This is a genomic window from Nocardiopsis sp. NPDC058631 (assembly GCF_042716955.1).
GTDB lineage: Bacteria > Actinomycetota > Actinomycetes > Streptosporangiales > Streptosporangiaceae > Nocardiopsis.
Map to the genome: position 1 here is coordinate 1 of NZ_JBHXQY010000096.1, position 25,385 is coordinate 25,385.

The 25,385-nt window shown below is 71.5% G+C and carries 23 protein-coding genes; 10 read left to right on the forward strand and 13 right to left on the reverse strand.

Annotation, left to right across the window (positions count from 1 at the left end):
- Nucleotides 1-85: 85 nt before the first annotated feature.
- Both allB and ACFWTE_RS24440 read right to left on the reverse strand, forming a co-directional pair.
- On the reverse strand, nt 86-1,435 hold the full coding sequence (gene allB, locus ACFWTE_RS24435) for an allantoinase AllB (protein ID WP_378782215.1): 1,350 nt from the start codon (nt 1,433-1,435) through the stop codon (nt 86-88).
- A 6-nt stretch (nt 1,436-1,441) separates the two neighbouring features.
- On the reverse strand, nt 1,442-2,743 hold the full coding sequence (locus ACFWTE_RS24440) for a DUF6986 family protein (protein ID WP_378782216.1): 1,302 nt from the start codon (nt 2,741-2,743) through the stop codon (nt 1,442-1,444).
- 293 nt (nt 2,744-3,036) lie between these two features.
- Between ACFWTE_RS24440 and ACFWTE_RS24445 the strand changes: the two genes are divergently transcribed.
- Entirely contained in the window at nt 3,037-3,771 is a 735-nt protein-coding gene (locus ACFWTE_RS24445; protein WP_378782236.1) for an IclR family transcriptional regulator, read from the forward strand.
- Between the two features lie 67 nt (nt 3,772-3,838).
- On the opposite strand, the gene era is transcribed toward ACFWTE_RS24445, so the two are convergent.
- The 6 genes from era to ACFWTE_RS24475 form a co-directional block, all read right to left on the reverse strand.
- Nucleotides 3,839-4,807: a GTPase Era gene (gene era, locus ACFWTE_RS24450; protein WP_378782217.1), complete on the reverse strand. Its 969-nt coding sequence runs from the start codon at nt 4,805-4,807 to the stop codon at nt 3,839-3,841.
- Between the two features lie 9 nt (nt 4,808-4,816).
- Nucleotides 4,817-5,161: a cytidine deaminase gene (locus ACFWTE_RS24455; RefSeq protein ID WP_378782218.1), complete on the reverse strand. Its 345-nt coding sequence runs from the start codon at nt 5,159-5,161 to the stop codon at nt 4,817-4,819.
- Nucleotides 5,158-6,564: a hemolysin family protein gene (locus ACFWTE_RS24460; RefSeq protein WP_378782219.1), complete on the reverse strand. Its 1,407-nt coding sequence runs from the start codon at nt 6,562-6,564 to the stop codon at nt 5,158-5,160. The genes ACFWTE_RS24455 and ACFWTE_RS24460 overlap by 4 nt, the downstream gene beginning before the upstream one ends.
- Nucleotides 6,564-7,049, reverse strand: coding sequence for an rRNA maturation RNase YbeY (ybeY, locus tag ACFWTE_RS24465; RefSeq protein WP_378782220.1), 486 nt, complete (start codon nt 7,047-7,049; stop codon nt 6,564-6,566). Before ybeY ends, ACFWTE_RS24460 begins: the two co-directional genes overlap by 1 nt.
- Before the next feature lie 143 nt (nt 7,050-7,192).
- Complete coding sequence (locus ACFWTE_RS24470) at nt 7,193-8,323, reverse strand: PhoH family protein (protein ID WP_378782221.1); 1,131 nt, start codon at nt 8,321-8,323, stop codon at nt 7,193-7,195.
- Nucleotides 8,324-8,624: 301 nt separating this feature from the next.
- On the reverse strand, nt 8,625-8,975 hold the full coding sequence (locus ACFWTE_RS24475; protein ID WP_378782222.1) for a histidine triad nucleotide-binding protein: 351 nt from the start codon (nt 8,973-8,975) through the stop codon (nt 8,625-8,627).
- Nucleotides 8,976-9,309: 334 nt separating this feature from the next.
- On the opposite strand from ACFWTE_RS24475, the gene ACFWTE_RS24480 reads away from it, so the two are divergent.
- Together ACFWTE_RS24480 and ACFWTE_RS24485 are read left to right on the forward strand one after the other, a co-directional pair.
- A complete protein-coding gene (locus ACFWTE_RS24480; RefSeq protein WP_378782237.1) occupies nt 9,310-9,840 on the forward strand; it encodes a SigE family RNA polymerase sigma factor in 531 nt (176 codons plus the stop codon).
- Nucleotides 9,837-10,580 carry a hypothetical protein gene (locus ACFWTE_RS24485; RefSeq protein ID WP_378782223.1) on the forward strand — a complete coding sequence of 248 codons (744 nt, stop codon included), beginning with the start codon at nt 9,837-9,839 and terminating at the stop codon, nt 10,578-10,580. The genes ACFWTE_RS24480 and ACFWTE_RS24485 overlap by 4 nt, the downstream gene beginning before the upstream one ends.
- A 126-nt stretch (nt 10,581-10,706) precedes the next feature.
- Here ACFWTE_RS24485 and ACFWTE_RS24490 read toward each other — a convergent pair whose 3' ends face one another.
- From ACFWTE_RS24490 to hrcA, 3 genes are read right to left on the reverse strand one after another with little or no spacing between them, the layout of a single operon-like run.
- Nucleotides 10,707-11,444 carry a 16S rRNA (uracil(1498)-N(3))-methyltransferase gene (locus ACFWTE_RS24490; protein ID WP_378782224.1) on the reverse strand — a complete coding sequence of 246 codons (738 nt, stop codon included), beginning with the start codon at nt 11,442-11,444 and terminating at the stop codon, nt 10,707-10,709.
- Nucleotides 11,441-12,583, reverse strand: a complete 1,143-nt coding sequence (dnaJ, locus tag ACFWTE_RS24495) for a molecular chaperone DnaJ (protein ID WP_378782225.1) — start codon at nt 12,581-12,583, stop codon at nt 11,441-11,443. The genes ACFWTE_RS24490 and dnaJ overlap by 4 nt, the downstream gene beginning before the upstream one ends.
- Nucleotides 12,584-12,587: 4 nt before the next feature.
- A complete protein-coding gene (gene hrcA / locus ACFWTE_RS24500) occupies nt 12,588-13,601 on the reverse strand; it encodes a heat-inducible transcriptional repressor HrcA (protein WP_378782238.1) in 1,014 nt (337 codons plus the stop codon).
- 175 nt (nt 13,602-13,776) lie between these two features.
- On the opposite strand from hrcA, the gene ACFWTE_RS24505 reads away from it, so the two are divergent.
- The 3 genes from ACFWTE_RS24505 to ACFWTE_RS24515 all read left to right on the forward strand — a co-directional run bounded on the left by ACFWTE_RS24505 (nt 13,777) and on the right by ACFWTE_RS24515 (nt 16,764).
- Nucleotides 13,777-14,616 carry a DUF3097 domain-containing protein gene (locus ACFWTE_RS24505; protein ID WP_378782226.1) on the forward strand — a complete coding sequence of 280 codons (840 nt, stop codon included), beginning with the start codon at nt 13,777-13,779 and terminating at the stop codon, nt 14,614-14,616.
- Nucleotides 14,617-14,822: 206 nt separating this feature from the next.
- Complete coding sequence (locus tag ACFWTE_RS24510; protein ID WP_378782227.1) at nt 14,823-16,013, forward strand: DUF4870 domain-containing protein; 1,191 nt, start codon at nt 14,823-14,825, stop codon at nt 16,011-16,013.
- A 46-nt stretch (nt 16,014-16,059) separates the two neighbouring features.
- A complete protein-coding gene (locus tag ACFWTE_RS24515; RefSeq protein ID WP_378782229.1) occupies nt 16,060-16,764 on the forward strand; it encodes a DUF4870 domain-containing protein in 705 nt (234 codons plus the stop codon).
- A 76-nt stretch (nt 16,765-16,840) separates the two neighbouring features.
- On the opposite strand, the gene hemW is transcribed toward ACFWTE_RS24515, so the two are convergent.
- Both hemW and ACFWTE_RS24525 read right to left on the reverse strand, forming a co-directional pair.
- Nucleotides 16,841-18,073: a radical SAM family heme chaperone HemW gene (gene hemW, locus ACFWTE_RS24520; RefSeq protein WP_378782230.1), complete on the reverse strand. Its 1,233-nt coding sequence runs from the start codon at nt 18,071-18,073 to the stop codon at nt 16,841-16,843.
- Nucleotides 18,074-18,321: 248 nt separating this feature from the next.
- Nucleotides 18,322-19,407, reverse strand: coding sequence for a LacI family DNA-binding transcriptional regulator (locus ACFWTE_RS24525; protein WP_378782231.1), 1,086 nt, complete (start codon nt 19,405-19,407; stop codon nt 18,322-18,324).
- 95 nt (nt 19,408-19,502) lie between these two features.
- Here ACFWTE_RS24525 and ACFWTE_RS24530 point away from each other — a divergent pair, with 95 nt between their 5' ends.
- The 4 genes from ACFWTE_RS24530 to ACFWTE_RS24545 all read left to right on the forward strand — a co-directional run bounded on the left by ACFWTE_RS24530 (nt 19,503) and on the right by ACFWTE_RS24545 (nt 25,307).
- Nucleotides 19,503-21,104 carry a glycoside hydrolase family 13 protein gene (locus ACFWTE_RS24530; protein ID WP_378782232.1) on the forward strand — a complete coding sequence of 534 codons (1,602 nt, stop codon included), beginning with the start codon at nt 19,503-19,505 and terminating at the stop codon, nt 21,102-21,104.
- Nucleotides 21,105-21,535: 431 nt separating this feature from the next.
- On the forward strand, nt 21,536-22,786 hold the full coding sequence (locus tag ACFWTE_RS24535) for an extracellular solute-binding protein (RefSeq protein ID WP_378782233.1): 1,251 nt from the start codon (nt 21,536-21,538) through the stop codon (nt 22,784-22,786).
- Between the two features lie 2 nt (nt 22,787-22,788).
- Entirely contained in the window at nt 22,789-24,402 is a 1,614-nt protein-coding gene (locus tag ACFWTE_RS24540; RefSeq protein WP_378782234.1) for an ABC transporter permease subunit, read from the forward strand.
- A complete protein-coding gene (locus ACFWTE_RS24545) occupies nt 24,402-25,307 on the forward strand; it encodes a sugar ABC transporter permease (protein ID WP_378782235.1) in 906 nt (301 codons plus the stop codon). Before ACFWTE_RS24540 ends, ACFWTE_RS24545 begins: the two co-directional genes overlap by 1 nt.
- Nucleotides 25,308-25,385: the final 78 nt, after the last annotated feature.

The following is a 25,385-nucleotide window of genomic DNA, read 5'->3' on the forward strand; positions in this document are numbered from 1 at the left end:
GCACACCACCGTGTGCCCGCCCCCGGCGTGCGAAACCCCTCCGCCCAGTCCCGGGAGGGCTCCGGGCGGAGGGCCCGGACCGGGCTCAGTCCCGGAGCAGCATTCGCCCGGCCGTGCCGGTCGGTCCGACGTCCTCGCCGCGCAGGACGGTGCGCCGCACCCGTCCCACCAGCTCCGCCCCGTCGTAGGGGCTCACCGGGTTGCGGTGGCGGAGCGCGCGCACGTCCACCCGGAAGGGCTCCTCCGGGGAGACCACCGCGAAGTCGGCGTCGTGGCCCACCGCGATCGCCCCCTTGTTGCGCACCCCCGCGATCCGTGCGGGCCCCGAGGACATCCACCGCACCACGTCCACCAGGGGCACGCCACGGCGGCGCGCCTCCGTCCACACGGCCGCGAAGCCCACCTGGAGCCCCGAGACCCCGCCCCACGCGGTCCCGAAGTCGCCGGTGTCCAGGTCCTTCAGGTCGGGGGTGCTCGGCGAGTGGTCGCTGACCACGCAGTCGATCAACCCGTCCCCGAGCGCCCGCCACAGCAGGTCCCGGTTGGCGGAGTCGCGGATGGGCGGGCAGCACTTGAACTGGGTGGCGCCGGCGGGCACCCCCTCGGCCTCCAGGGTGAGGTAGTGCGGGCAGGTCTCCACCGTCAGCGGCACGTCGTCCGCCCTGGCCCGGGCGATCAGCGGGAGCGCCGAGGCGCTGGACAGGTGCAGGACGTGCGCCCTGGTACCCGTGCGCCGCGCCACCTCGATCACCCGGGCGATCGCCGCGTGCTCCGCGGTGTCGGGACGCGAGGCCAGGAAGTCCGCGTAGTCGCGTCCGGCGGCTGGCGGCGCCGCCGCCAGCACGGCCGGGTCCTCGGCGTGCACGATGATCCTGCCGCCGAACTCCCCGACGGCCTCGGCCGCCGTCAGCAGCTCCTCCGGGGAGAGGTGGCCGAACTCGTCCACCCCCGACGGGGACAGGAACGCCTTGAATCCGAACACGCCCCGTTCCCAGAGCGCGGCCAGCTCCTTGGTGTCCCCGGGGCTGCTGTTCTCGGGGACGGCTCCGCCCCAGAACCCCACGTCCACGGCGAGTTTGCCCTCGGCGGCGGCGCGCTTGGCGTCCAGGCCCGCGACGGTGGTGGTCGGGGGCACGCTGTTCAGCGGCATGTCGAGCAGGGTCGTGACGCCGCCCAGGGCGGCGGCGCCGGTGGCCGAGGCGAACCCCTCCCACTCGGTGCGCCCGGGTTCGTTGACGTGCACGTGGGTGTCGACCAGGCCGGGCAGCAGCACCTCGTCGTCGGCGAGGGTGATCTCCCTGCGGGCGATCAGCGGGACGCGGTCGCCGACGAGGACGTCCACCACCCGCCCGTCGCGCACCCCGACGGTGACCGGGCGCTCCCCTTCGGGTGTGAGGGCTCTGCGGGCACGTACGGCGAGATCGTGTCGGGTCATGTGTCGCTACTCCTGTCCGATGCGTCGTGTGGCCAGGCCGACCAGGGCCGCGAGCTCGGTTCCGGCGGCCTTGGCGACCTCGGCCTCGTCCAGGGCCCCGCAGCGTACCCCGCTGACCAGGGCAGAGGCCAGTGCCTGCGCGGTGGCCGGCTCGTCCAGCACCCCCCCGGCGACGGATCCGAGGTAGGCCCGTAGTCGGGCGGCCGCGGGGGCGAAGGCCTCCCGGTAGAAGGCGTAGGTGGCCAGGTAGCGGGTGACCAGCTGGTGCGGGTGCAGGTCCCACCCCTGGTAGAAACCGCGTTCCAGGGAGCGGCGGACCAGGGAGGCGTGCAGCCTCCAGGCGGAGTGCACCTCCCCCGGTGCTCCGACGGGCAGCACGTTGGTCGACCCGTCCGAGAGCCACACGCCGGTTCCGGCCGCGGCCACCTGCATGACGGCCTTGGCGTGGTCGGCGACCGGGTGGGCCATGCTCTGGTAGGCGGCGGTGACCCCGCAGGCCGCGCTGTAGTCGTAGGTCCCGTAGTGCAGGGCGCTGACCCGGCCCTGTCCCGCGTGGATCATGCGGGCGACCGCGGCGGTGCCGTCGGGGAGCAGGATCGACTGCGGCGTCTCGATCTGCAGCTCGAAGCGCAACCGGCCGGCGTCCAGGCCGAACCGCTGCTCCAGCTCGTCGGTGAGCCACACCATGGCCTCGACCTGCTCCACCGAGGTGATCTTGGGCAGGGTGAGGGCCAGGTTGCCGGGAAGCGCGCCGTTCTCCTCCAGGAGGGTGTGCAGGAACAGCGCGAGGCTGCGGGCGCCCCGGGCGCGCCCGGCGGCCTCCATGCCCTTCATACGGATGCCGAAGTGCGGCGGGGCCTGCCCGGCGGCCAGGTCGGCCGAGAGGGCACGTGCCGCGGAGACCACGTCGGTGTCCTCGGCCTCGTCGCCCCGGTCGCCGTAGCCGTCCTCCAGGTCGGCCCGCAGGTCCTCGACCGGTTCGGTGGCGAGCTTGTCCCTCAGGCGGGGAAGGATCTCGGACACCGCGGCCTGGTCGGTCCCCGTCGCGGCGGCCAGGTCGGCGGCCGTCGGCGCGTACTCGGCGAGCGAGGCCGCCGCGTCCCTGCCCCACTCGGCACCGAGGCCGGGCCGCACCCGGTCCGCGGGGACGTACACGGTGTGCACCGGCTGCCGGGCTCCGGAGGAGCCGGGGTAGGCGAGGGCGAGCCGGGCGTCCGCGTCGGCGAGGCGCGCGTTCAGTCCCGCGGTGAGCACGTCCAGGGCGAGATCGGGCTCCGTGCGACGGCTCTCGGACCGGTCCTCTTCCACGTGTGTGTCCTCTCCCAAGCGAAGTTTTTCCTATCGTGGATGCTAACTTTTGCAATCCGGAAGAACAAGAGACACCATGGGGTGAACGGGGAACCTCGGATCACAGCGGACGGGAACACCCGGACAGCTGGTTTCGCCCGTGCTATAGAAGACACTGATGCCGGGAACCAGTTTTCGTATCGCAGAAGCAAGAGCCTGAACCCACGCCACGGCCCATGGGAGCGCGTCCGTTGTCAGTCCCACAGATCCCCCTCATCCCCGACGAAGCGGGCAAACGCGGGCGTTCCGGTGGCGTGCAGTCGCTCGACCGCGCCTTCTCCCTGCTGGAGATCATGGCGGAGGCGGGCGGCGAGACGTCGCTGAGCCAGCTGGCCGAGTCCTCCGGCCTTCCGCTTCCCACCATCCACCGCATCATCCGCACCCTGGTGGGCAACGGGTACGTGCGCCAGCTCCCCTCCCGCCGCTACGCACTCGGCCCCCGGCTCATCGGCCTGGGCGACAAGGCCTCGCAGATGCTCGGCACCTGGGCCAGGCCGCACCTGGCGCAACTGGTGGAGGACCTGGGGGAGACCGCGAACCTGGCCATGCTGGACGGAGACAAGGTCATCTACGTGGCGCAGGTCCCCTCCCCCCACGCCATGCGCATGTTCACCGAGGTCGGCCGCCGCGTGCTGCCGCACTCCGCCGGGGTCGGCAAGGCCCTGCTCTCGCAGCTGGGCGACGAGGAGGCCCTGGCCACGGTGCGCCGCACCGGGATGCCCGCGGCGACCGACCGCACCATCACCGATCCCGGGCTGTTCGTCACCGAGTTGCACAGGGTGCGCGACCAGGGGTTCGCCATCGACGACGGCGAGCAGGAGATCGGGGTGCGCTGCGTCGCGGTCCCGGTCAGGGGCGCGCCCTCGGGCATGGCGGTGTCCATCTCCGGCCCGGAGGCCCGCGTGAGCTGGGATTTCGTGGAGCGCGCCGCACCCATGGTGCAGCGCTGCGCGGCCACGCTCGCCACGGACCTCAACAACCAGGCCTGAGCCGTACCGGGGACCGACGACAAGGGGGCGGACCGGCCGAAGCCGGTCCGCCCCTTCGTGCGACGCCCTACGTCTGCTGGTCGAAGCCCAGCTTGCGCAGCTGCTTGGGGTCGCGCTGCCAGTCCTTGGCCACACGGACCCGCAGGTCGAGGAACACCCGCTGCCCCAGCAGGCCCTCGATCTGCTTACGGGCTCGCGATCCCACGTCCCGCAGGCGCGACCCCTTCGACCCGATGACGATCGCCTTCTGGCTGGGGCGCTCCACGTACAGCGACGCGTAGATGTCTACCAGCTCCTTGCCCGGACGGGTGTTCTCCCGCTGGAACATCTCGTCCACGACCACCGCGATGGAGTGCGGCAGCTCGTCGCGCACGCCCTCCAGCGCGGCCTCGCGGACCAGCTCGGCCACCAGCATCTCGTCGGGTTCGTCGGTCAGGTCGCCGTCCGGGTACAGCGGCGGTCCCTCCGGCAGGTGCGAGCACAGCACCTCGGTGACGGTGTCCAGCTGGAACGAGCCCTGCGCGGACACCGGGACGATGTCGGCCCAGTCGCCCAGCTCGTCCACCGCCATCAGGTGCTTGCCCACGGCCTCCTTGTCGACCAGGTCGGTCTTGGTGACCAGGGCGACCACCGGGGTGTTGCGCTGCTCCGCCAGTTCCTTGGCGATGTAGGTGTCACCCCGGCCGATCGGCTCGTTGGCGGGCAGGCAGAAGGCGATCACGTCCACCTCGACCAGAGTGGACCGCACCAGCGAGTCCAGCCGCTCGCCCAGCAGGGTGCGCGGCTTGTGCAGGCCCGGGGTGTCCACGATGATCAGCTGGGATTCGGGCCGGTGCACGATACCGCGCACCGTGCGCCGCGTGGTCTGCGGCCGGTTGCTGGTGATCGCCACCTTCTGCCCGACCAGCGCGTTCATCAGCGTGGACTTGCCCACGTTCGGGCGGCCCACGAAGCAGGCGAAGCCGCTGCGGAAGCCCTCCGGGTGGGAGGGTGCCGGCAACGGGATGCGCAGCTTCTCGAGGTCGAGGTCGTTCATGGGTCCTTCTCAGCGCCGGGTGATGCTCGCGGGCACCCCGTCAGGGGCGGCGATCACCACCACCTGGGTCTTCAGGTCGTCCGCCACCGCGCGGTCGTCCTCGGTCAGTTCCTGGGCCTCGGTGACAACCACCGCCGCCTCCAGGGCGGAGGCCTCGCTGGAGGCGGCCGCGGCCACCGCCGCCTGGAGCGCCGTCAGCCGGAGGGAGGGCAGCGACACCGTCGTGGCCACGTACGTGCGCCCCGTCTCGTCGCGCACCGCCGCGCCCTCCGCCGCCGCGTTCCTGGCCCGGGAGGCCCGTGCGAGGGTGATGAGCTTGCCGTCCTCGGGGCCGAGCCCCATCGTCTCCGTCACTGCTCCGTGCTCCTTACGTCCTCGTTCCGGCCCCGGCCGTCCGACGCCTCGGTTCCCCCGGCGGGCAGACGCTCCACCAGAACGGTCGTCATCCGGTTCCGGCGGCTGCTCTTGCCCTCCAGGGTGAGCCTCAGTCCAGCGTATTCGGCCTGGGCGCCCCCCACGGGGACCCGGCCCAGCACGAACGCGACGAGTCCGCCGACGGTCTCCACGTCCAGGACGTCGAGGTCCCGGTCCGGGAACAGCTCGTCGAGCTCGCCCAGCGGCAGCCGGGCCGTCACGCGCACCCGGTCGTCGTCCAGCCAGTCCACCGGCGGGATCTCGTGGTCGTACTCGTCGGTGATCTCCCCGACGATCTCCTCCACGATGTCCTCCAGCGTGACCAGACCCGCGGTACCGCCGTACTCGTCGATGGCCACCGCGACGTGGTTGCGCTGCTGCTGCATCTCGCGGAGCAGCTCGTCGATGGGCTTGGTGTCGGGGACGTAGGTCGCCGGGCGCATCACGTCGGCCGCGCCGAGCGGCACGGCCGCCCCGGCGCTTCCGGCGGCCGCCGCCCAGCGGTCGCGGAGCTGGTCCACCAGGTCCTTGAGGTAGACGATGCCGACGACGTCGTCCTCGTCCTCGCCGGTCACGGGGATCCGCGAGTAACCGCTCGCCAGGGCCAGGGTGAGGACCGCGTCGGCGTCGGCCTCGCGGCTCGTGAACACGATGTCGGGGCGGGGCACCATGACCTCGCGCACGGAGGTGTCGTCGAGCTTGAAGACGGAGTGGATCATCTGCCGCTCCTCGGCGTCGATGACCTCCCCCTGCTCGGCCAGGTCGACCAGCTGCCGCAGTTCCACCTCGGTACTGAACGGCCCCTCGCGGTCGCCCTTGCCGCGCGGGGTGATCGCGCGGCCCGCACCGACCAGGAGCTGGGCGAGCGGGCCCACCACGACCTGGACCGGATAGACGACCTTCGCGCTCGCGCGGGCGACCGGTCCGGAGAACTGGCGGCCGAGGATGCGCGGAGCGATGGCGATCAGCACCGACTCCACGACGACCATCGCCACGGCGGTCAGCAGCAGGGCGGGCCACCCCAGCCCGAGGAGGAACACCATCCCCATGGCCGCGGCGATGACCGCGCACACCTCGCACACCACGCGCAGGAACAGCAGCACGTTGAGGTGGCGGGTGGGGTCGGCGGCCACCTTGCCCCAGAATCCACCGGTCCTGGCGGCGCGCTCCGCGCCGGTCGCCTCGGGAAGGCCCACGGACATGACACGGGTGACGGCGACCTCCGCCGCCACCAGGAAACCGGCCACCGCGGTCAACACCAGCGCGATCGAGAAGGCGGTGATCCACTCGGCGGGCTCGCCCGTGGTCATGGGGGCGACGTCAGGCCACATCAGGGGTTGCATCAGGTGGTCTCGTCCCCTGCGGTCTCGGCGGTCTCCCGCTCACCCCAGGCCGCGAGGATCTCGCCCTGGAGTCCGAACATCTCCTTGTGCTCGTCGGGCTCCGCGTGGTCGTAGCCCAACAGGTGCAGGATGCCGTGGGTGCACAGCAGGTCGATCTCCGCCCGGGTGCTGTGCCCGGCCTTCTCGGCCTGGCGCTCGGCCACCTGCGGGCAGATGATCACGTCACCGAGGACACCGGGTTCACTGGTTCGGCCGGGGCCACCGGGGCGCAGCTCGTCCATCGGGAAGGAGAGCACGTCGGTGGGGCCCGGTTCGTCCATCCACCGCACGTGCAGGTCGGTCATGGGTCCCTCGTCCACCAGCACGACGGACAGCTCGGCCAGGGGGTGGACGCGCATGGCGTCGAGCACGTGCCGGGCCAGGCGGGAGAGTCGCTCCTCGTCCACGGTGGTGACGCCGGACTCGTTGGCGACGTCGATACTCATCTGTTGGGGCTGCCTCACTTGGAATCGTCGCGGCCGGGCGGAGCGCCCGGCCGGTGGGTGTGCCGTCTCCGGCCCGCACCCGGGACACCCGAACCGGTGGGCCCGCATGCTCACGGACCCACCGGTGCGAACGCCGTACTACCTCAGTCTGCCCGCTCCCCGGGGCCGGTGCTCCCCGTTCCCGGGCCCCTCGGGGTGTCGGAGGAGGGGTCGCTGCGCGGGTACAGGCCACGGGAGCGGCCTCCCGTCGCGCCGCGGCGGTCGCCCCTGCGGTCGCCCTGCCGGTCGTTCTGGACGGCGTCGTAACGCCCGTAGGCGTCGACGATCTTCCCCACCAGCTTGTGCCGGACGACGTCCTCACTGGTCAGCCGGCAGAAGGCGATGTCGTCGATGTCACTCAGGATCGTCTCGATGGTCCGCAGCCCGCTGGCCTGCCCGCCGGGCAGGTCCACCTGGGTGACGTCACCGGTGACCACGATCCTGGAACCGAAGCCCAGACGCGTGAGGAACATCTTCATCTGCTCGGGCGAGGTGTTCTGGGCCTCGTCCAGGATGATGAAGGAGTCGTTCAGGGTCCGGCCCCTCATGTACGCCAGGGGTGCGACCTCGATCGTCCCGGCGGCCATCAGCTTGGGGATGGAGTCGGGGTCGAGCATGTCGTGCAGGGCGTCGTAGAGGGGACGCAGGTAGGGGTCGATCTTGTCGTAGAGCGTGCCCGGCAGGAAGCCGAGGCGCTCCCCGGCCTCCACCGCGGGACGGGTCAGGATGATCCGGTTGACCTCTTTGTCCTGGAGCGCCTTGACCGCCTTGGCCATGGCCAGGTAGGTCTTGCCGGTGCCCGCGGGCCCGATACCGAACACCACGGTGCTGCGGTCGATGGTGTCGACGTAGCGCTTCTGGTTGAGCGTCTTGGGCCGGATGGTCTTGCCGCGGTTGGACAGGATGTTGGTGGTGAGCACGTCCGCGGGCCGCTCCGACCCGGGCGCCGCCAGCATGTGGACCATGCGCTCGATGGTGTCGGGGGTGACGTGCGTGCCGCTCTTGGCGAGTTCGATCAGCTCCTCGACGAGGCGGACCACCACGGCGGTCTCCTCGGGGGTGCCGCTGATGGTGAACTCGTTGCCGCGGACGTGGATGTCACTGTCGAAGGCCCGCTCCAACGCCCTGAGGAGTTCGTCCCCCGAGCCCAGCAGGCTGATCATCGTGTGCTCGTCGGGCACCACGACCTTGACCTGAGTATCCCGTCGCGGGTGCGTGTGCGTTGTCTCGGCCATGGTGTGGCCTTGCGGCCGCTGTCCTACCCTTCGATCGGGCGCCTGCCCGCCTGGGCCGGCGCGGCGCCTCCTTGGCGGCTCCGGCGCCGTGGGGACGCCGGGTGTGGCTCCTCGCCGGTGTTCCACTGGAGTCCCACCGGGCCCTCGAAGCCCACGGTCAGAGTCTACCAAGGCGTCCGCGCCCCGTTCGAGGGGTTATCCGGCCTGTGGAGGGCGGTCCGGGCGCCCCGCCCCCGGTCCGGGTGGTTCGGGACCAGGGTCCCGTGCCCGGCCCCGGAAGCGGGACGGAGCCCCGGCGCCCCTACCCGGGAGGCCAGTTGAGCCCGCGGCCGCCCAGGAGGTGGCCGTGGAGGTGGAAGACCGTCTGCCCGGCCCCGCTCCCGGTGTTGAACACCAGCCGGTACCCGGTCTCGGCGATGCCCTCGGCCACGGCGATCTCGTGGGCGTCGCTGATGATCCGGTCCAGCAGGCCGGTGCCCGTGGCGGCGGCCGCGGCCGCGTCGGGGTGGTGCTCGCGCGGGACGATGAGTACGTGTGTGGGGGCCTGGGGGTTGATGTCGCGGAAGGCGAGGGTCCGCTCGCCCTCGTGGACGATCTCGGCCGGCACCTCTCCCTTCACGATCTTGCAGAAGAGGCAGTCCTCGTGGGCCATCGCGAACCTCCTTGGTGTGTCCGTGGTGTGTTCGCGGCCGCCGGAACGGCCGCCGTCCGGGAATTGTCCGGGACCATGATGCCGCAGGTGAGTGGTGGGCGGCCCTTCCGAGGGACGCCTTCCGCCCTGTCTGGAAGCCGGTTCGGCGGCGGTCTCCGTCCCAGGCGCGATACTCTTCTCACCCGTGCGCGTCGGGTCGTCGGAAAAGCACCACCGCTGCCCTGGTCCCCACGTGTTCGGATTGAAACGCGCGTCTACCTGGAAAAGAAGAGGTATGCCCTTTCGTAAACCCCGCGACAAGGGTGTGCGTCGAACTGACGTGACGACAGAAACCATGGTGGCCGGAGCTGCCACGGCTCCACGCTCGGTGGAGTGGGATGCCGACCACGCCGTGACGGAGCTCTACAGGGAGCACTACCGTCCGCTCGTTCGGCTCGCAGCCCTTCTCGTACGCGACCACGCGACCGCGGAAGAGGTCGTCCAGGACTCGTTCGTCGCGATGCACGCCGCGTGGCGCCGCCTGCGCGACCCGAACAAGGCGCTGTCCTACCTCCGCCAGGCAGTGGTGAACAAGGCCCGGTCCGTGCTCCGCCACCGGGCGGTGGTGGAGAAGCACGCACCCAAGGCCCTACCCGACGCCCCCAGCGCCGAACACGGCGCCCTGAACCTGCTGGAGCGGGAGGCGGTCATCCGCGCTCTGCGCAAACTACCCACCCGTCAGCGAGAGGCCATCGTGCTCAGGTACTACGGCGACCTGTCAGAGGCGCAGATCGCGGACGCGATGGGGATCAGCCGGGGTGCGGTGAAGAGCCACACCTCCCGTGGCATCTCCTCGCTCCGCTCTGTTCTGGAGCAGACGACATGACCAGCCCGACAGATCCGACGAACGACGCCTTCGAGGAACGGCTGCGCCAGGTCCTCCGCTCCGAGGCGGACGCGGTCGCGCCCTCGCCGGAGGCCCTGAACCTGATCCGTGATCGCACCGACCGCAATCGGGGCGCCGCCTGGTTCGGTCTGCCCTGGCTACGACCGGTGGCGGCGGTCGCGGGAGCCGTGATGATCGCCGCCTCGGTGGTCATGTCCAGCCCCCAGGTCCGCGACCAGGTGCTGGAGTTCGTCCCGGCGGGCGCCGACCGCCACGGCACCCCCCCGAAGCACGACGAGGACGGCGGCGGCGTCGCTGCCTCCGACCCCTCCTCCGACTCCGTCGAGGGCGCCACGCAGCAGTCGTCGGAGCCCCCCGAGGGCCCGGAGACCCCTCCCCGGCCCGACCGGGAGAAGGACCCGGCCGAGGAGGGTGTGGAGTCCGCGTCCGCGTGCCCGCCTTCCGGGGAGGACGCCCTGCCCTCACCGTCCGCGTCGGAGGAGGCCGAGGACGGTCGGGACCCCACCGCCGCGGACGGGTGCGAGCCCAGCGAGGAGCCGACCGACGGCGAGGACGGCGGTGGCGACGAGGATGACAACGGAGGCGGTGGCGGTGGCGGGGAGACACCCGGCGCCGGTGACGGGGACGAGGGCGGCAGCGGCGACGAGGACGCTTCCGGCGGTGGTTCCGACAGCGCCGGCGGCGACACCGGCGGCAACCGGACCACGACCGAGGACTGACAGGACGGCCCCGTACGGCGGCCACGACGGATGAGGCGCCCGGGAGAGGTTTCCCCCGGGCGCCTCATCCGTCGTCTGGTCCGCGCCCCGTGACCCTGCGGCCCGGGGGTCGGCTGCCGTCGTCGGCTACCAGCGTCCCGTGCGTGCCTGCAGCACCGCCAGGGCGGCGACCCCGGCGGTGGAGGTGCGCAGCACGCTCGGCCCCAGCAGGGCCCGCACGGCGCCCGCTCCGTCGAAAGCGTCGAGTTCGGGGGCGGAGAAGCCTCCCTCGGGCCCGACCACGACGACGATGCCCGGCCCCTCCCCGGAGGGCAGGTCCATGTCGGCCAGGCGCGTGGCCCCGTCCTCGTGCAGCACCACACCCAGGTCGGCCCCGGCCAGCAGTGCGGCCACGGCGGACCGGTCCGCGAGGTCGGCGACCTCGGGAAGCCGCACCCGCCTGGCCTGTTTGGCCGCCTCCCTGGCGGTGGCGCGCCACTTGGCCAGGGCCTTGACCGCCCGGTCGCCCTTCCAACGGGTGACGGAGCGCTCAGCGGCCCAGGGCACGACCGTGTCGACCCCCGCCTCGGTCATCATCTCCACGGCCAGTTCGCCGCGGTCCCCCTTGGGAAGTGCCTGGACGACGGTCAGGCGGGGGCGGGGCGCGGGTTCCTCGCTGCGCTCCACCACCGCACAGACGATGTGGTCCCTGCCCACGGCGGACACGGTGCACCGGGCCCGCAGGCCGAGACCGTCGGACAGGTCGACGGTCTCACCCTCCCTGATGCGCCGTACCACCGCGGCGTGGTGCCCCTCGGTACCGCCCACGGTCACCCGGTCGGCCGCCAGTTCGGCGGTCCCGACCAGGAAGACCGGCGGTGTCACTTGGCGCCGAAGGCGTCACGGAGCTTGGCGAAGAGGCCGCCGTGCCCGGGGCTGAACCGGCCCGGGGACTGGTCCTCGCCGCGCAGCTCGGCGAACTTGCGGAGCAGGTTCTCCTGCTCCTCGTCCAGCTTGCCCGGGGTCTCGACGTCGACGCGGATGCGCAGGTCGCCCCGCCCTCCCCCGTCCAGGTGGGTGACGCCCTTGTTGGACAGGGTGATGACGTGGCCGGAGTTGGTACCCGGACGCAGGTCGATGTTCTCGGTCCCGTCGAGGGTGTCGAAGGCGAAGGACGCGCCCAGCGCGGCGGCCGTCATGGGGACGGTCACCGTGCACTGCAGGTCGTCGCCCCGCCGCTCGAAGGTCGGGTGGGGTCGCTGAAGGATCTCCAGGATGATGTCGCCGCGGGGTCCGCCGTTGGGGCCGACCTCGCCCTCACCCGCGAGCTGGATCCGGGTGCCGTCGTCGACGCCCGCGGGGATCTTGACGGTCCGGGTGACCTTCTCGCGTACCCGGCCCTCCCCCGCGCAGTCGCCGCACGGGTTGGTGATGACCGAGCCCTGGCCCGAGCACTGCGGGCAGGGGCGGGAGGTCATGACCTGACCCAGAAAGGAGCGGGTGACCTGGGAGACCTCGCCCTGACCGTGGCACATCTCGCACGTGGTGCGGTGCGAACCGGCCGCGGTCCCCTCGCCCTGGCACGTCTCGCACAGGATCGCGGTGGGGAAGGTGATCTCCTTGCTGACCCCGAACGCGGTCTCCGCCAGGTCCAGCTCGACACGGATCTTGATGCTGCGACCGCGCCGGACCCGGTCCCGGGGGCCACGCCCGCCGGGCTGACCGCCGCCGAAGAAGGCGTTCATGATGTCGTCGAAGGCGAAACCGCCCGCGCCGCCACCGAAGCCTCCCGCGCCGCCACCGCCGGGAGCGTAGGGGTCCTGACCCATGTCGAACATCCGACGCTTGTTCTCGTCGGAGAGGACCTCGTAGGCCTGGGTCACCTCCTTGAAGCGCTCCTGGGTGGCGGGGTCAGGGTTGATGTCCGGATGGAGCTCGCGTGCGAGCCTCCGGTACGCCTTCTTGATCTCGTCCTTGGACGCGTCGCGACGCACCCCGAGAACCTGGTAATAGTCTCTGGCCACTGAGTTACTGTCCTGCCAAAATCTGTCCGACATACCGAGCCACGGCGCGTACCGCTCCCATTGTTCCCGGATAGTCCATCCGGGTGGGTCCCACAACACCGATCTTGGCGAGCGACTGGTTTCCCACACCGTAGTCGGCCGAGACGATGGAGGTGGACCGGAGACCCTCGTGGAAGTTCTCCGCGCCGATGCGCACCGTGAGCATTGACGGGTCCTTCGCCTCACCCAGCAAACGGATGAGGACCATGTTCTCTTCCAGCGCCTCCAGGACGTCCCTCAGGCTGGCGGCGAAGTCCACGGCGGCGAGGTTGGCCGTCCCCGCGAGGACGATCTTCTCCTCGTGCCGTTCGACGAGGCTCTCCAACAGGACGGAGAGGACGGCCACCGCCATCCGGCGGTGTTCGGGCGGGACCTGCGCGGGCAGGTCCTCCACAGCGTCGGGCACCTCTCCGAGGTGCAGCCCGGAGATGGCGCGGTTGAGCATGGAGCGCAGGTCGTGGACCGCGGTCCCGTTGACCTCTCCGAGTCCGTCGATGACGCGCTGTTCGACCCTGCCAGTGTCGGTGATCACGACCATCATGACCCGCTGGCCCCCGAGGGGGACCAGCTCGACGTGCTGGACCGACGACCGGGTCAGCGAGGGGTACTGCACGATCGCGACCTGGCGTGTGAGCTGGGCGAGGAGCCGCACCGTCCTGGCGACGATCTCGTCCAGGTCCACCGCTCCGGCGAGGAAGGACTCGATGGCGCGACGCTCCGGCGCCGACAGGGGCTTGACCGAGGAGAGCCGGTCGACGAAGAGCCGGTACCCCTTGTCGGTCGGGACGCGTCCCGCGCTGGTGTGGGGCTGGGCGATGTACCCGTCCTCCTCCAGCGCGACCATGTCGTTGCGAATGGTCGCGGGGGAGACCCCGAGCCTGTGCCGATCGGCCAGTGCCCTGGATCCCACGGGTTCGTTCGTGTTGACGAAGTCCTCCACGACCGCGCGCAGGACAGCGAGCTTGCGCTCGTCCAGCAACTCGCCACCTCCTGGCACTCCGGGTTCCTCGGTGCCAATTCTATGCCCGACCGCAAACCCGGACGGGTACCCGCCGGTAGTAACGCCGGTGGGCACGCCCGATCTTCCCTCCGGTGCGGCGACGTGCGCCACGGCACGGGTGAACCGACACCCTCCCCCACTAGACTGCACGACCGTGGCTACCAAGGGAACCGGCCGCTACGGCCGCGACGTACTCGCCGACGACTGGCGGCTGCCCCGCAAGGGTGCCGTACGCGAGGTCCCCCTGAGGCGGGACCTGGTCGTGGAGGACGCCGACCAGGCGTTCTGCGGAGCAGTTTTGACCTGGGACAAGTCCAGTGTGACGCTGGAGGACCGCGCCGGCCGCCGCAGGGTCTTCGACCTCGGCCCGGCCGCCTTCCTGCTCGACGGGAAACTTGTGACCCTGGTGCGCCCGGCCGCGGCGCCGAGGGGGCCCCTGCGCAGCGCCTCCGGTTCGGTGGCGGTGCCCGGCGCCGCCGCGCGTACGGCCCGCGGGAGCCGGATCTACGTGGAGGGCGTGCACGACGCCGAGCTCGTGGAGAAGGTCTGGGGACACGACCTGCGCGTCGAGGGGATCGCCGTCGAGTTCCTGGAGGGCGTCGACGACCTGCCCTCGATCGTGGCGGACTTCTCCCCCGGTCCGGGACGCCGCCTCGGGGTCCTCGTGGACCACCTGGTCCCGGGTTCCAAGGAGAGCCGGATCGCCGAGCGGGTGCGCGCGGAGCACGTACTGGTGGCCGGCCACCCCTACGTCGACGTCTGGCAGGCCGTGCGGCCCGCCGCCGTGGGGATCACGGCCTGGCCCGAGGTTCCGCGCGGCCGCCCCTGGAAGGAGGGCGTCGTCGAGGCCCTGGGGTGGCGGCTGGAGACCGGTGAGGCGTGGCGCCGGATCCTCGGATCGGTCGGTACCTATGCTGATCTGGAGCCGTCCCTGCTCGGACGTGTGGAGGAGCTCATCGACTTCGTCACGGGACCCCACCCGGACGAACCCTAGGACGTGCCGTCGCGTCACAGTAGGGTGCCTGCCCCTGACGGGGCCGTTTTCGCGGTGGTGCGGCCCCAGGACCTAGGATTCTGCCCAGGGCGCGGTCCGGGCACCCGGTGTCCGGGGCCGCGGTCGCCCGCCTCCGGCCCTGCGCGGTCGTCGGTACAGAGCGAAAGTACAAGAACCGCCACTCACCAGCGGAGCCAAGGAAGAGCATGAGCGAGACCCCGACGAACCCCCCGTCCCCGGAGGACCCCGACCAGGACCGGCAGCCCCAGCAGCCGGACGGCGGGCAGCAGGAGTACGGCCGGCAGGACGAGGGCCGACCGCCCCAGGCGGGATACGACCAGCCCTCGGACGCGCAGTCGCCGTACGCGCCCCAGCCCGAGCAGGGCCACCAGCCCGGCCCGCAGCCGCCCTACGGGCAGCCCTCGGGCGCACAGCCCTCGTACGGGCAGCCGCCCCAACCCGGGTACGGGCAGCCCCCGGGCGCCCAGTCGCCGTACGCGCCCCAGCCCGAGCAAGGCCACCAGCCCGGCCCGCAGCAGCCCTACGGCCAGCCGGGGTACGGCCAGCCGTCCAGCGGACAGCCGGCGTACGGCCAGCCCTCGGGCGCCCAGTCGCCGTACGCGCCCCAGCCCGAGCAAGGCCACCAGCCCGGCCCGCAGCCGCCCTACGGGCAGCCCCCACAGCCCCAGCAGCCCTACGGCCAGCCCGGTTTCGCCCCTCCCGGCGCGGGTGCCGAGCAGCCCTCCCACGGACAGCCGTCCGGCGCGCAGCCCGCATACGGGCAGCCGCCCCAACCCGGGTACGGGCAGCCCCCGGGCTCCCAGTCGCCGTACGCGCCCCAGCCCGAGCAAGGCCACCAGCCCGGCCCGCAGCCGCCCTACGGGCAGCCCCCACAGCCCCAGCAGCCCTACGGTCAGCCCGCGGGCGCGCAGCAGGGGTACGTCCCGCAGCCCGACCACGCCCAGCAGCCGCATGCCTACGGCCAGCCGCAGCAGCCGCAGCACCCCGGCGCCTACGGCCAGCCGCAGCCTCCCGCGCAGGGGAACGACAACAGCACGCTGGTGGCCATGCTCGCCCACCTGTCGGGTTTCGTGATCGCCTGCTTCGGCTGGATTCCGCCGCTGGCGGTCTACCTCGCCAAGCGCAACCAGTCGCCGTTCGTGCGCCACCACGCCTCGGAGGCGGCGAACTTCCAGATCACACTGCTGATCCCGTACATCTTCGCCTGGGTCGTCTTCATCGCACTGGGTATCTTCTTCCCGAGCCTGTCCTGGATCGGCTCCCTGATCATCGCGCTCGTCTGGATCGTGTCGATCGTGTTCGGGGTCATGGGGGCCAACGGAGCGAACAAGGGGACCTGGTACCGCTACCCGGTCAGCATCCGCCTGCTGAAGTGACGCGCACTCCCCCCCGACCTGAGCGAGTCCACACGAAGGAACCACCATGTCGCACCCGAACAACCCGCCCGAAGACCCCTACGGCCAGGGTCAGCAGCCAGGCCACGACGACGGCTCCGGCGGCTACCCCGGCCAGCAGCCCGGCGGTTACCCGCCGCCCCCGCAGGGCGACCCCTCGCAGGGGTACCAGAGCGGCGGTTACCCGCCGCCCCCGCAGGGCGACCCCTCCCAGGGGTACCCGGGTGGCGGCTACCCCGGCCAGCCCGGATACCAGCAGGGCGGGTACCCGCCCCCCGGTCAGCCCGGCGGCTACCCCGGACAGGAGCAGACCGGCGGCTACCAGGCGCCCGGGTACCCGCAGGGCGGTTACCCTCCCCCGGGCTACCAGCCCCACGGGGGTTACCGCGAGTCGTCGGCGACGACCGGCCGGCCCAACTCCGAGGAGCGGACCACGGCGCTCCTGGTCCACCTCAGCGGAATCCTGCTGGGCTTCCTCGGTCCGCTGGTCATGTACCTGGTGAAGAAGGACGAATCGCCCTTCCTGCGCCACCAGTCGGCACAGGCGCTGAACTTCCAGCTCCTGCTGATGATCGGTTACGTCATCTCGGTCCCGCTGTCCTTCATCTTCATCGGCGGACTCCTGATGCTGGTGCTGTGGGTGATGGCCATCGTGTTCGGCATCCTGGCCGGCACGGCGGCCAATCGCGGCGAGTGGTACCGCTACCCGTTCAACGTCGACTGGGTCAAGTAGCAAGGTCCGCGGACACCGTGGGAACGCCCGAGGGGGCCCGTGCGTGCACGCACGGGCCCCCTACGTGCGCGCCACCTCAGGTGAGGTCGCGCACCACGGCGTCGGCGAGCAGGCGTCCCCTGCGGGTCAAGACGGCGCGGCCGGCGTCGTGGGCGCCGGGCTCCAGCAGGCCGTCGGCGACGGCGCGCTCGGCCGCGGCGCGCCCGTGCGGCTCCAGCAGGTCCAGCGGGCACCCCCGCTCCACGCGCAGTTCCAGCAGGATCCGCTCGAAGCGGCGCTCCTCCGCTGTGAGCACCTCGCGGGCCTGACCCGGGCTGTCGCCGGCGGTGAGGCGCGCGGCGTAGGCGGCCGGGTGCTTGACGTTCCACCAGCGGGTGCCCCCGACGTGGCTGTGCGCGCCGGGTCCCACGCCCCACCAGTGCCCGCCGGTCCAGTAGAGGAGGTTGTGGGCGCTGCGCCCCTCGGGGGTACGCGCCCAGTTGGAGACCTCGTAGGCCGTGAACCCGGCCTTCGCCAGAGCGTCGTCGGCCATCAGGTAGCGGTCGGCCATCGTGTCGTCGTCGGGCTCGGTGAGCTCGCCCCTGCGCACCCGGGCGGCGAGGCGGGTGCCCTCCTCGACGATCAGCGAGTAGGCGGACACGTGGTCGGGCCCGGCGGAGACCGCAGCGTCGAGGGAGGCGCGCCAGTCGTCGTCGGTCTCACCCGGCGTGCCGTAGATCAGGTCGAGGTTGACGTGGTCGAACCCGGCCTCGCGAGCCCACCCGACGCACTGCTCCGGGCGCCCGGGGGTGTGGCCGCGCTCCAGGACCTTCAGCACGTGCGGGCGGGCGCTCTGCATGCCGAAGGAGATCCGGGTGAACCCGGCCTCGCGCAGGCGCACCAGGTACTCCGGTGTGACGGTCTCGGGGTTCGCCTCGGTGGTGACCTCGGCCCCGGGGGTGAGACCGAACCGGTCGCGGACCGCGGCGACGATCCGGCCCAGGTCCTCGGCGGACAGCAGGGTCGGGGTCCCTCCGCCGACGAACACGGTGCTGACCGGGGGCCTCGGCCCGGACAGGGCCCGGTCGGCCAGTGCGACCTCGGCGACGGCCTGGTCGGCGTACGTGGCCCGGGAGGCCGTGGCCGTCCCGTCCCGGGAGACGAGTTCCTCGGCCGTGTAGGTGTTGAAGTCGCAGTAGCCGCAGCGTGTGACGCAGAAGGGCACGTGGACGTAGAACCCGAGCGGCTGCTCGCCGAGTTCGGCGAGGGAGGCTGCGGGCAGTTCCCCGGTACGCGGTACGGGGTCGCCGTCGAGGGCAACGGAAGGCATGCCTCCAGTGTCACCGACACGGCGGCGTGCCCCGGTCGGGCCGCCGCCGCGACGCGCACGGCGCGGACCCGGCACACGGAGAGATGGGACACACGCTTTCGCGTCCCCCGGCCCGCCACCGGGGGCAGGCGCCAGCGGTCCCGGCCGGAAAGGCCCGTCCTGCGTGTCCGCGCTGCGAAGACGGGACGGCGGGGGCCGCTCCCGGAGCCGTCGGAAGAGGGTCCCGGGCACGGGGGGCAGGGGTGGGTTCAGGGGTTGGCCGGGGCCGGGGCCGCGGCCTGCTGGGAGAGGACTCCCCGGGGAGGGTCGACGCGTCCGGACGCGGTCCGGCGGTCGGGGGCGATGGCGGTGGATCCGCGCACGACCAGTTCCGGGTCGAACATGAACTCGTTGTGGGAGACGGGGTGCCCGGCGATCTCGTCGCACAGGGCGCGCACCGCGGCCAGGGCCATCGCGTTGACCGGCTGGCGGACGGTGGTCAGCGGGGGGTCGGTGAAGGCGATGAGCTGGGAGTCGTCGTACCCGACCACGGAGAAGTCCTGGGGGACGCGCAGGCCCCGCTGACGGGCGGCCCGGATCGCTCCGAGGGCCATCATGTCGGATCCGCAGACCATGGCGGTGACGCCGCGTTCGATCAGCCGCACCGCTGCCGCGTGGCCGCCCTCGACACCGAACAGGGACAGCTCCACCAGGTCGTCCCCGTCGAGTCCGTGCCGTGCCAGGGCCTGGTGGTAGCCCTCCAGCTTGCGGCGGACCGGCACGTAGCGCTCGGGACCGCTGGTGAAGCCGATGCGGGTGTGGCCGAGGGCGACCAGGTGGTTGACTGCCAGCTTGCCCGCCTCCCGGTCGTCCGCGGAGATGAACGCCGACGGTATGGCCTCGGCGAACCCGTTGACCAGGACGATCGGCAGTCTTCGTGAGACCAGGGCGTGGTAGCGATCGTGCGTGGCCGTGGTGTCGGCGTGCTTGCCGGAGACGAAGAGGATGCCGGAGACGTTGCGCTCCAGGAGCAGCTCCACGTACTCGTCCTCGGTTATTCCGCCGGGGGTCTGGGTGCACAGCACCGGCGTGTACCCGCGTTGGGCCAGCGCCCCCTCGGCCGCCTGGGCGAACATCGGGAAGACCGGGTTCTCCAGTTCGGGGATGACCATGCCGACCAACCCGGCCGAACGCTGCCGCAACCTCGCGGGGCGCTCGTAGCCGAGGACGTCGAGGGCGGTCAGGACGGCCTTGCGGGTTTCGGTGCCGACCCCCGGCTTGTCATTGAGCACCCGCGAGACGGTGGCCTCGCTGACGCCTGCGTGCCGTGCGATGTCGGCAAGTCGTGGACCCATGGGCCAACTCTAGTCGAGATCGCCGTCACACGGCCGAAAGTTCACGGTAATCTTGCGCAAGAACTTGCAGCCACCACAGGGAAGGACCCCCGACGATGGAGCCTCAGTCTCGCTGGTGGCGTGAAGCGGCCATCTACCAGATCTACGTGCGCAGCTTCGCCGACTCCAACGGTGACGGGGAGGGCGACCTCACCGGCATCCGGGAGCGCCTCCCCCACCTGGCCGAGCTCGGCGTGGACGCGATCTGGCTGACACCGTTCTACGTCTCCCCCCTCGCCGACGGCGGCTACGACGTCGCCGACTACCGCGACGTCGACCCCCGGTTCGGCACCCTGGAGGACTTCGACGCCCTCCTCGGCGCAGCCCACGACCTGGGTATCCGCCTGATCATCGACGTGGTGCCCAACCACTCCTCCTCCGCACACCGGTGGTTCCGCGAGGCCGTCACCGCCGAGCCCGGCAGCGCGGCCCGCTCGCGCTACCTCTTCCGGGACGGCAGGGGCCCCGACGGGGAGGAGCCGCCGAACAACTGGAAGTCGATCTTCGGCGGCCCCGCCTGGACACGCCTCAAGCGCCCCGACGGCACCCCCGAGCAGTGGTACCTGCACCTGTTCGACCCCGAGCAGCCCGATTTCGACTGGACCAACCAGGAGGTGCACGACGAGTTCGACGACGTGCTGCGCTTCTGGCTGGACCGGGGCGTGGACGGGTTCCGCATCGACGTCGCCCACGGCATGGTCAAGGACCCGGCGCTGCCCGATATCGCCGAGGGCGCCAAGGCCGACCTGCTCGACGGCAGCACCACGCTGCCGTACTTCGACCAGGACGGCGTGCACGACATCTACCGCCGCTGGTCGGCGATCGCCGACTCCTACCCGGGTGAGCGCGCGCTGGTGGCGGAGGCCTGGGTCGAGGACGCGGACCGGGTGGCCCGCTACCTGCGCCCGGACGAACTGCACCAGGCGTTCAACTTCGAGTACCTGACCGCCCCCTGGGACGCGGCGCGGCTGCGGGCGGTCATCGACGGTTCCCTGGCCGCCAACGGCGCGGTGGGCGCGACCACGACGTGGGTGCTGTCCAACCACGACGTGACCCGCCACGTGACCCGTTTCGGCGGTGGTGAGCAGGGGCTGCGCCGGGCGCGCGCGGCGACACTGCTGATGCTGGGTCTGCCCGGCTCGGTGTACCTGTACCAGGGCGAGGAGCTGGGCCTTCCGGAGGTCACCGACCTGCCGGACGATGCGCTCCAGGACCCGACCTGGGAGCGCTCGGGCCGCACCGAGCGCGGCCGGGACGGCTGCCGGGTGCCACTCCCCTGGGAGGACGGGAGCGCCCCGTTCGGGTTCGGCCCGGAGGGGAGCACGCCGTGGCTGCCCGTTCCCGAGGGCTGGGGCGCCCTGTCGCGCGCCTCCCAGCGGGGCGTGGAGGGCTCGACCCTGGAGCTGTACACCAGGGCGCTCGGACTCCGCCGCGAGCTGGACGCCCTGGGTGACGGCTCCATGACCTGGCTGGACGCACCCGAGGGCGTGCTGTACCTCAAGCGCGAGCCGGGCGTGCGGATCGCGGTGAACCTCACCGGGGCTCCCGTGGAGATCGCGGCGACGGGCGAGGTGCTCGTGTCCAGCGGTCCGGTGACCGGGCCGGCCGACGGCTCCCTGGGCCTTCCCGCCGAGACGGCGGTCTGGCTGCGCGGCTGACACCGTGAGGGCGGTGCCGGGTCCTTTCGGCACCGCCCTCACGCGTCCCGCCCCCGGACGTTCACTGCCGCGCCCGCGCGCGGCCGCCCCGTTCCGGCTCCGGGCCGCGGCCCGGCCCTCGCCCTGTTCACCGGGGGCAGGGCTCCCCCCTTCGTCACGGGACCGGGCTCCTCACGCCCAATGGTGTGACTAAATGATCGTTCATCACAGATATCATCATCCCACGGTCACCGCGCCACTACGCAAGGCAGGCGATCACACGCCCGTTTCCGCGGTGTTTCCACATCTTTATGCAGCGGGACTGCAAAGCCTTTCAAAGCTTGCAAGTTATTGCTAACGTCACATCACCACGCATGCCCGCGACGGACCCGGGGCCACCGGCGAACCGCATGCGCGACCTCCTCAGCACGGCCTTCCGGAAGGAACACACCATGAGATTCCGCAGCGCACCAGTGGTGGCAGGCATCGCCGCCATCACGCTGATGGCGACCGCGTGCGGCAGCGGCGGCGGTGAGGGCGGGGGCGAGGACGCTTCGGGCGAGGGCTCTCTCGTCATCTGGTCCGACCCGGAGCGCGCCGACGCCATCCAGGCCGCCGCCGAGGAGTTCGCGGAGGCCAACGGCGTCGAGGTCGACGTCCAGGGCCTGGCCTTCGACGACATCCAGGGCGACCTCCTCAACGCCCACCAGGCCGGAAACGCGCCCGACGTCTTCATCGGTGCCCACGACTGGACCGGGAACCTGGTGCGCAACGGCGCGGTCCAGCCCGTCGAGCTCCCGCAGGACCGCGCGGACGGGCTGGAGGCCACGGCCATCGACGCGCTGACCTACGACGGACAGCTCTTCGGCGTGCCGTACTCGCAGGAGAACATCTTCCTGATGCGCAACACCGAACTGGCGCCGGACGCCCCCGAGACCTTCGAGGAGCTGGTCGAGGCCGGTACCGAGCTCAAGGACGCGGGCGACACCAGCGAGGTCCTGGCCATGGCCGTCGGACAGGAGGGCGAACCCTTCCGCATGAACGCGCTGTTCACCTCCGCGGGCGGCTACCTCTTCGGCCAGGACGACACCGGCACCTGGAACCCCGCCGACCTGGGTGTGGGCTCCGACGACTCCGTCGCCGCCATGGAGAAGATCGCCGAGTACGGCGAGGCGGGCGAAGGCGTGCTGCGGCGCTCCATCGACACGGAGAACGACGCCGTCCTGTTCTACGAGGAGGACGCCCCGTTCTTCATCGCCGGTCCGTGGAACATCGGTGACGCCAACGACTCCGGCGTCGACTTCGAGATCAGCGCCATTCCGGGCTTCGAGGGCGAGGCCCCGGCCAGCCCCTACATCGGCTACCACTCCTTCTTCGTCACCGAGGGCAGCGCCAACAGCGCCCTCGCCCAGGAGTTCGTGACCAACTACGTCACGGACACCGAGTTCATCCTCAGCCTCTACGAGGCCGACCCGCGCACCCCGGTGCAGGTGGAGGCCCTGGAGTCGGTCTCCGCGGACGACCCCAACATCGCGGCGATCGCCGAGGCCGGCGCCGACGGCATGCCGATGCCCTCCATCCCCGAGATGGGCGAGACCTGGGAGCCGCTGGGCATCGCCCAGGCCGCCGCCATCTCCGGTGAGGACGTCCGTGAGGCCATGGAGGCCGCCCACGAGACGATCGCCGCCCAGATCGGCGAGTAGCTGTGGCCTCAAGGAAAACCGACACCTCGGGCGCCCCCGGCCAGGGGGCGCCCGCCCGCCCCGCCCTCCCCGGCGGACGGTTCGCCGGGAACGGCTCACTCGGCGGACAACTCCTCAAGATCTCCCTGCTCGGCCTGTTCACCGCCCTCGGCGTGTGGGCGGTCCTGCCGCTGTACGTGGCGGGCAACTGGCCGGGGATCGCCCTGGCCGCCGCCGTCGTCGCGCTCGTCTACTGGATCTACCTGTCCAAGCGCGCCGTCCCGGTCAAGTACCTGGTCCCGGGCGTGCTGTTCCTGCTGGCCTTCCAGATCCTGCCCGTGCTCTACACGATGAGCACGTCCGTCACGAACCTCAGCGACGGCCACCGCGGCGACAAGCAGCAGGCGGTCGCCGCCATCGAGGCGTACTCGGTGACCAGCCCCGACGGGGCTCAGGAGTACACGCTCACCGTGGCGGTCACCGGCTCCCCCGAGACCGGTGACCTGGTCTTCCTCCTGGTCGACGACGAGGGCACCGCCTACGCGGGCGACGCGGAGGGGCTCACCGGGCTCACCGGGGCGACCGTCGAACCGTCCGGCAAGGTCGCCGAGGCCTTCGGGTACTCGATCCTGACCCCGACCCAGGTCAACGCCCGCAGCGAGGAGCTGTCAGAGTTCGCGGTGCCCTCCGGGAACGGCTCCGGCATCCGCTCCAGCGGCCTGTCCAGCGCGTTCGAGGGCACGGCCACCCGCGTCTACGACGCGGAGTGCGACTGCGTCACCGACTCCGAGACCGGGGTGGTCTACCGGGCCGACGACGAGCGCGGCGCCTTCTACGACGACGAGGGGCAGCGCCTGGCGCAGGGCTGGCAGGTGGGCGTCGGCTTCGACAACTTCGCCCGTTTCCTGTTCAACCCCACCTTCGCGGCCTCGTTCTTCGGCATCTTGGTCTGGAACATCGTCTTCGCCGTCGCGGTCACCTCCCTGGTGTTCGTGGTGGGCCTGGCGGTCGCCCTCACCCTGCACGTGCCCAGGCTGCGCGGCAAGGTCGCGTACCGGGTCCTGGTGGTACTGCCGTACGCGATGAGCTCCCTGGCGATGTTCCTGCTGTGGCGGGACATGTTCAACACCGACTTCGGCCTGTTCAACCGGATGCTCGGGTTGCAGGTCGACTGGCTGGGCGACCGGTGGAGCGCACGGGCGGCGGTGATCCTGGCCAACGTGTGGCTGGGTTACCCGTACATGTTCCTGGTGGCCACCGGCGCCCTCCAGGCCATCCCCCGTGAGCTGGGGCAGGCGGCACAGATCGACGGCGCCGGCCCCTGGCAGGCGTTCCGCAACGTCACCCTGCCCCTGCTGATGGTCGCGATGACGCCGATCCTGATCGCGACGTTCGCGTTCAACTTCAACAACTTCAACGCGGTGTGGCTGATCAGCCGGGGCGGCCCGTTCTCCCCGGACAACCCGACGGCCGGGGCCACCGACCTGCTCATCACCTACACCTACCGGCTCGCCTTCAACGAGGCGACCGCCCAGTACGGGTACGCGGCCGCGCTGTCGGTGATGATCTTCCTGATCGTGGCGGGGATGTCCGTGATCAGCCTCAGCCGCAGCAAAGCCCTTGAGGAGGTGGACTGATGGCGGTGGACGCCACCGGCACCGCGCGCACGCCCTACCGGCGCAGCGCGGGAACCCGGTTCTCCCTGTGGGCCCTCAGGTTCGGCTGGCGCCACCTGGTGATGCTGGCGGTCGTGGCCTTCGCGATCTTCCCGGTCCTGTTCGTCGTGTCCGCCGCCCTCAACCCGCTGGGCACCCTGTCCAGCGCGCAGCTGTGGCCGACCGGGGCGAGCCTGGACAACGCCCGGGACCTCTTCACGAACACGCCGTTCACCACCTGGTACGCGAACTCGCTGTTCTTCGCGGTCACCAACGCGGCCGCGACGGTGCTGCTGTCCGCGCTCGCCGCGTACGCGTTCAGCCGTATGCGTTTCAGGGGCCGCAAGGTGGGCCTGATCGGCCTCCTGGTGATCCAGATGTTCCCGCAGTTCCTGGCGATCGTGGCGATCTACCTGATGTTCACCACGCTCGGCGAGTACTACCCGGGGATCGGCTTCGACACCCGGTGGGGGCTGCTGCTGGTGTACCTGGGCGGCGCGCTCAGCATCAACACGTGGCTCATGAAGGGCTTCTTCGACACCGTCCCGAAGGAACTGGACGAGTCCGCGCAGATCGACGGCGCCTCGCACGCCCAGGTGTTCTTCCGGATCATGCTGCCGCTGGTCACCCCCGTGCTGGCGATCGTGGGGCTGCTGGTGTTCATCTCCACCATCAACGAGTTCCTGATGGCGAGCGTGTTCCTGCGCGACACCGACGCCAAGACGCTGGGGCTCGGGCTCTACCAGCTGGTGTCGTCCCAGCGGAACGCGAACTTCGGGATGTTCGCGGTCGGCGCCATCATGCTGTCCCTGCCCACCCTGGCCGTGTTCTGGTTCCTCCAGCGCTACATCACCGAGGGTCTGACCGCCGGAGCGGTCAAGGGTTAGCGCTCTGCTCCCCGGCCCGGGGCCGGTCCTCGCCCCAAACCCCGGACGGCCACGCACGGCGGAGGGGGGTGCCCCCCC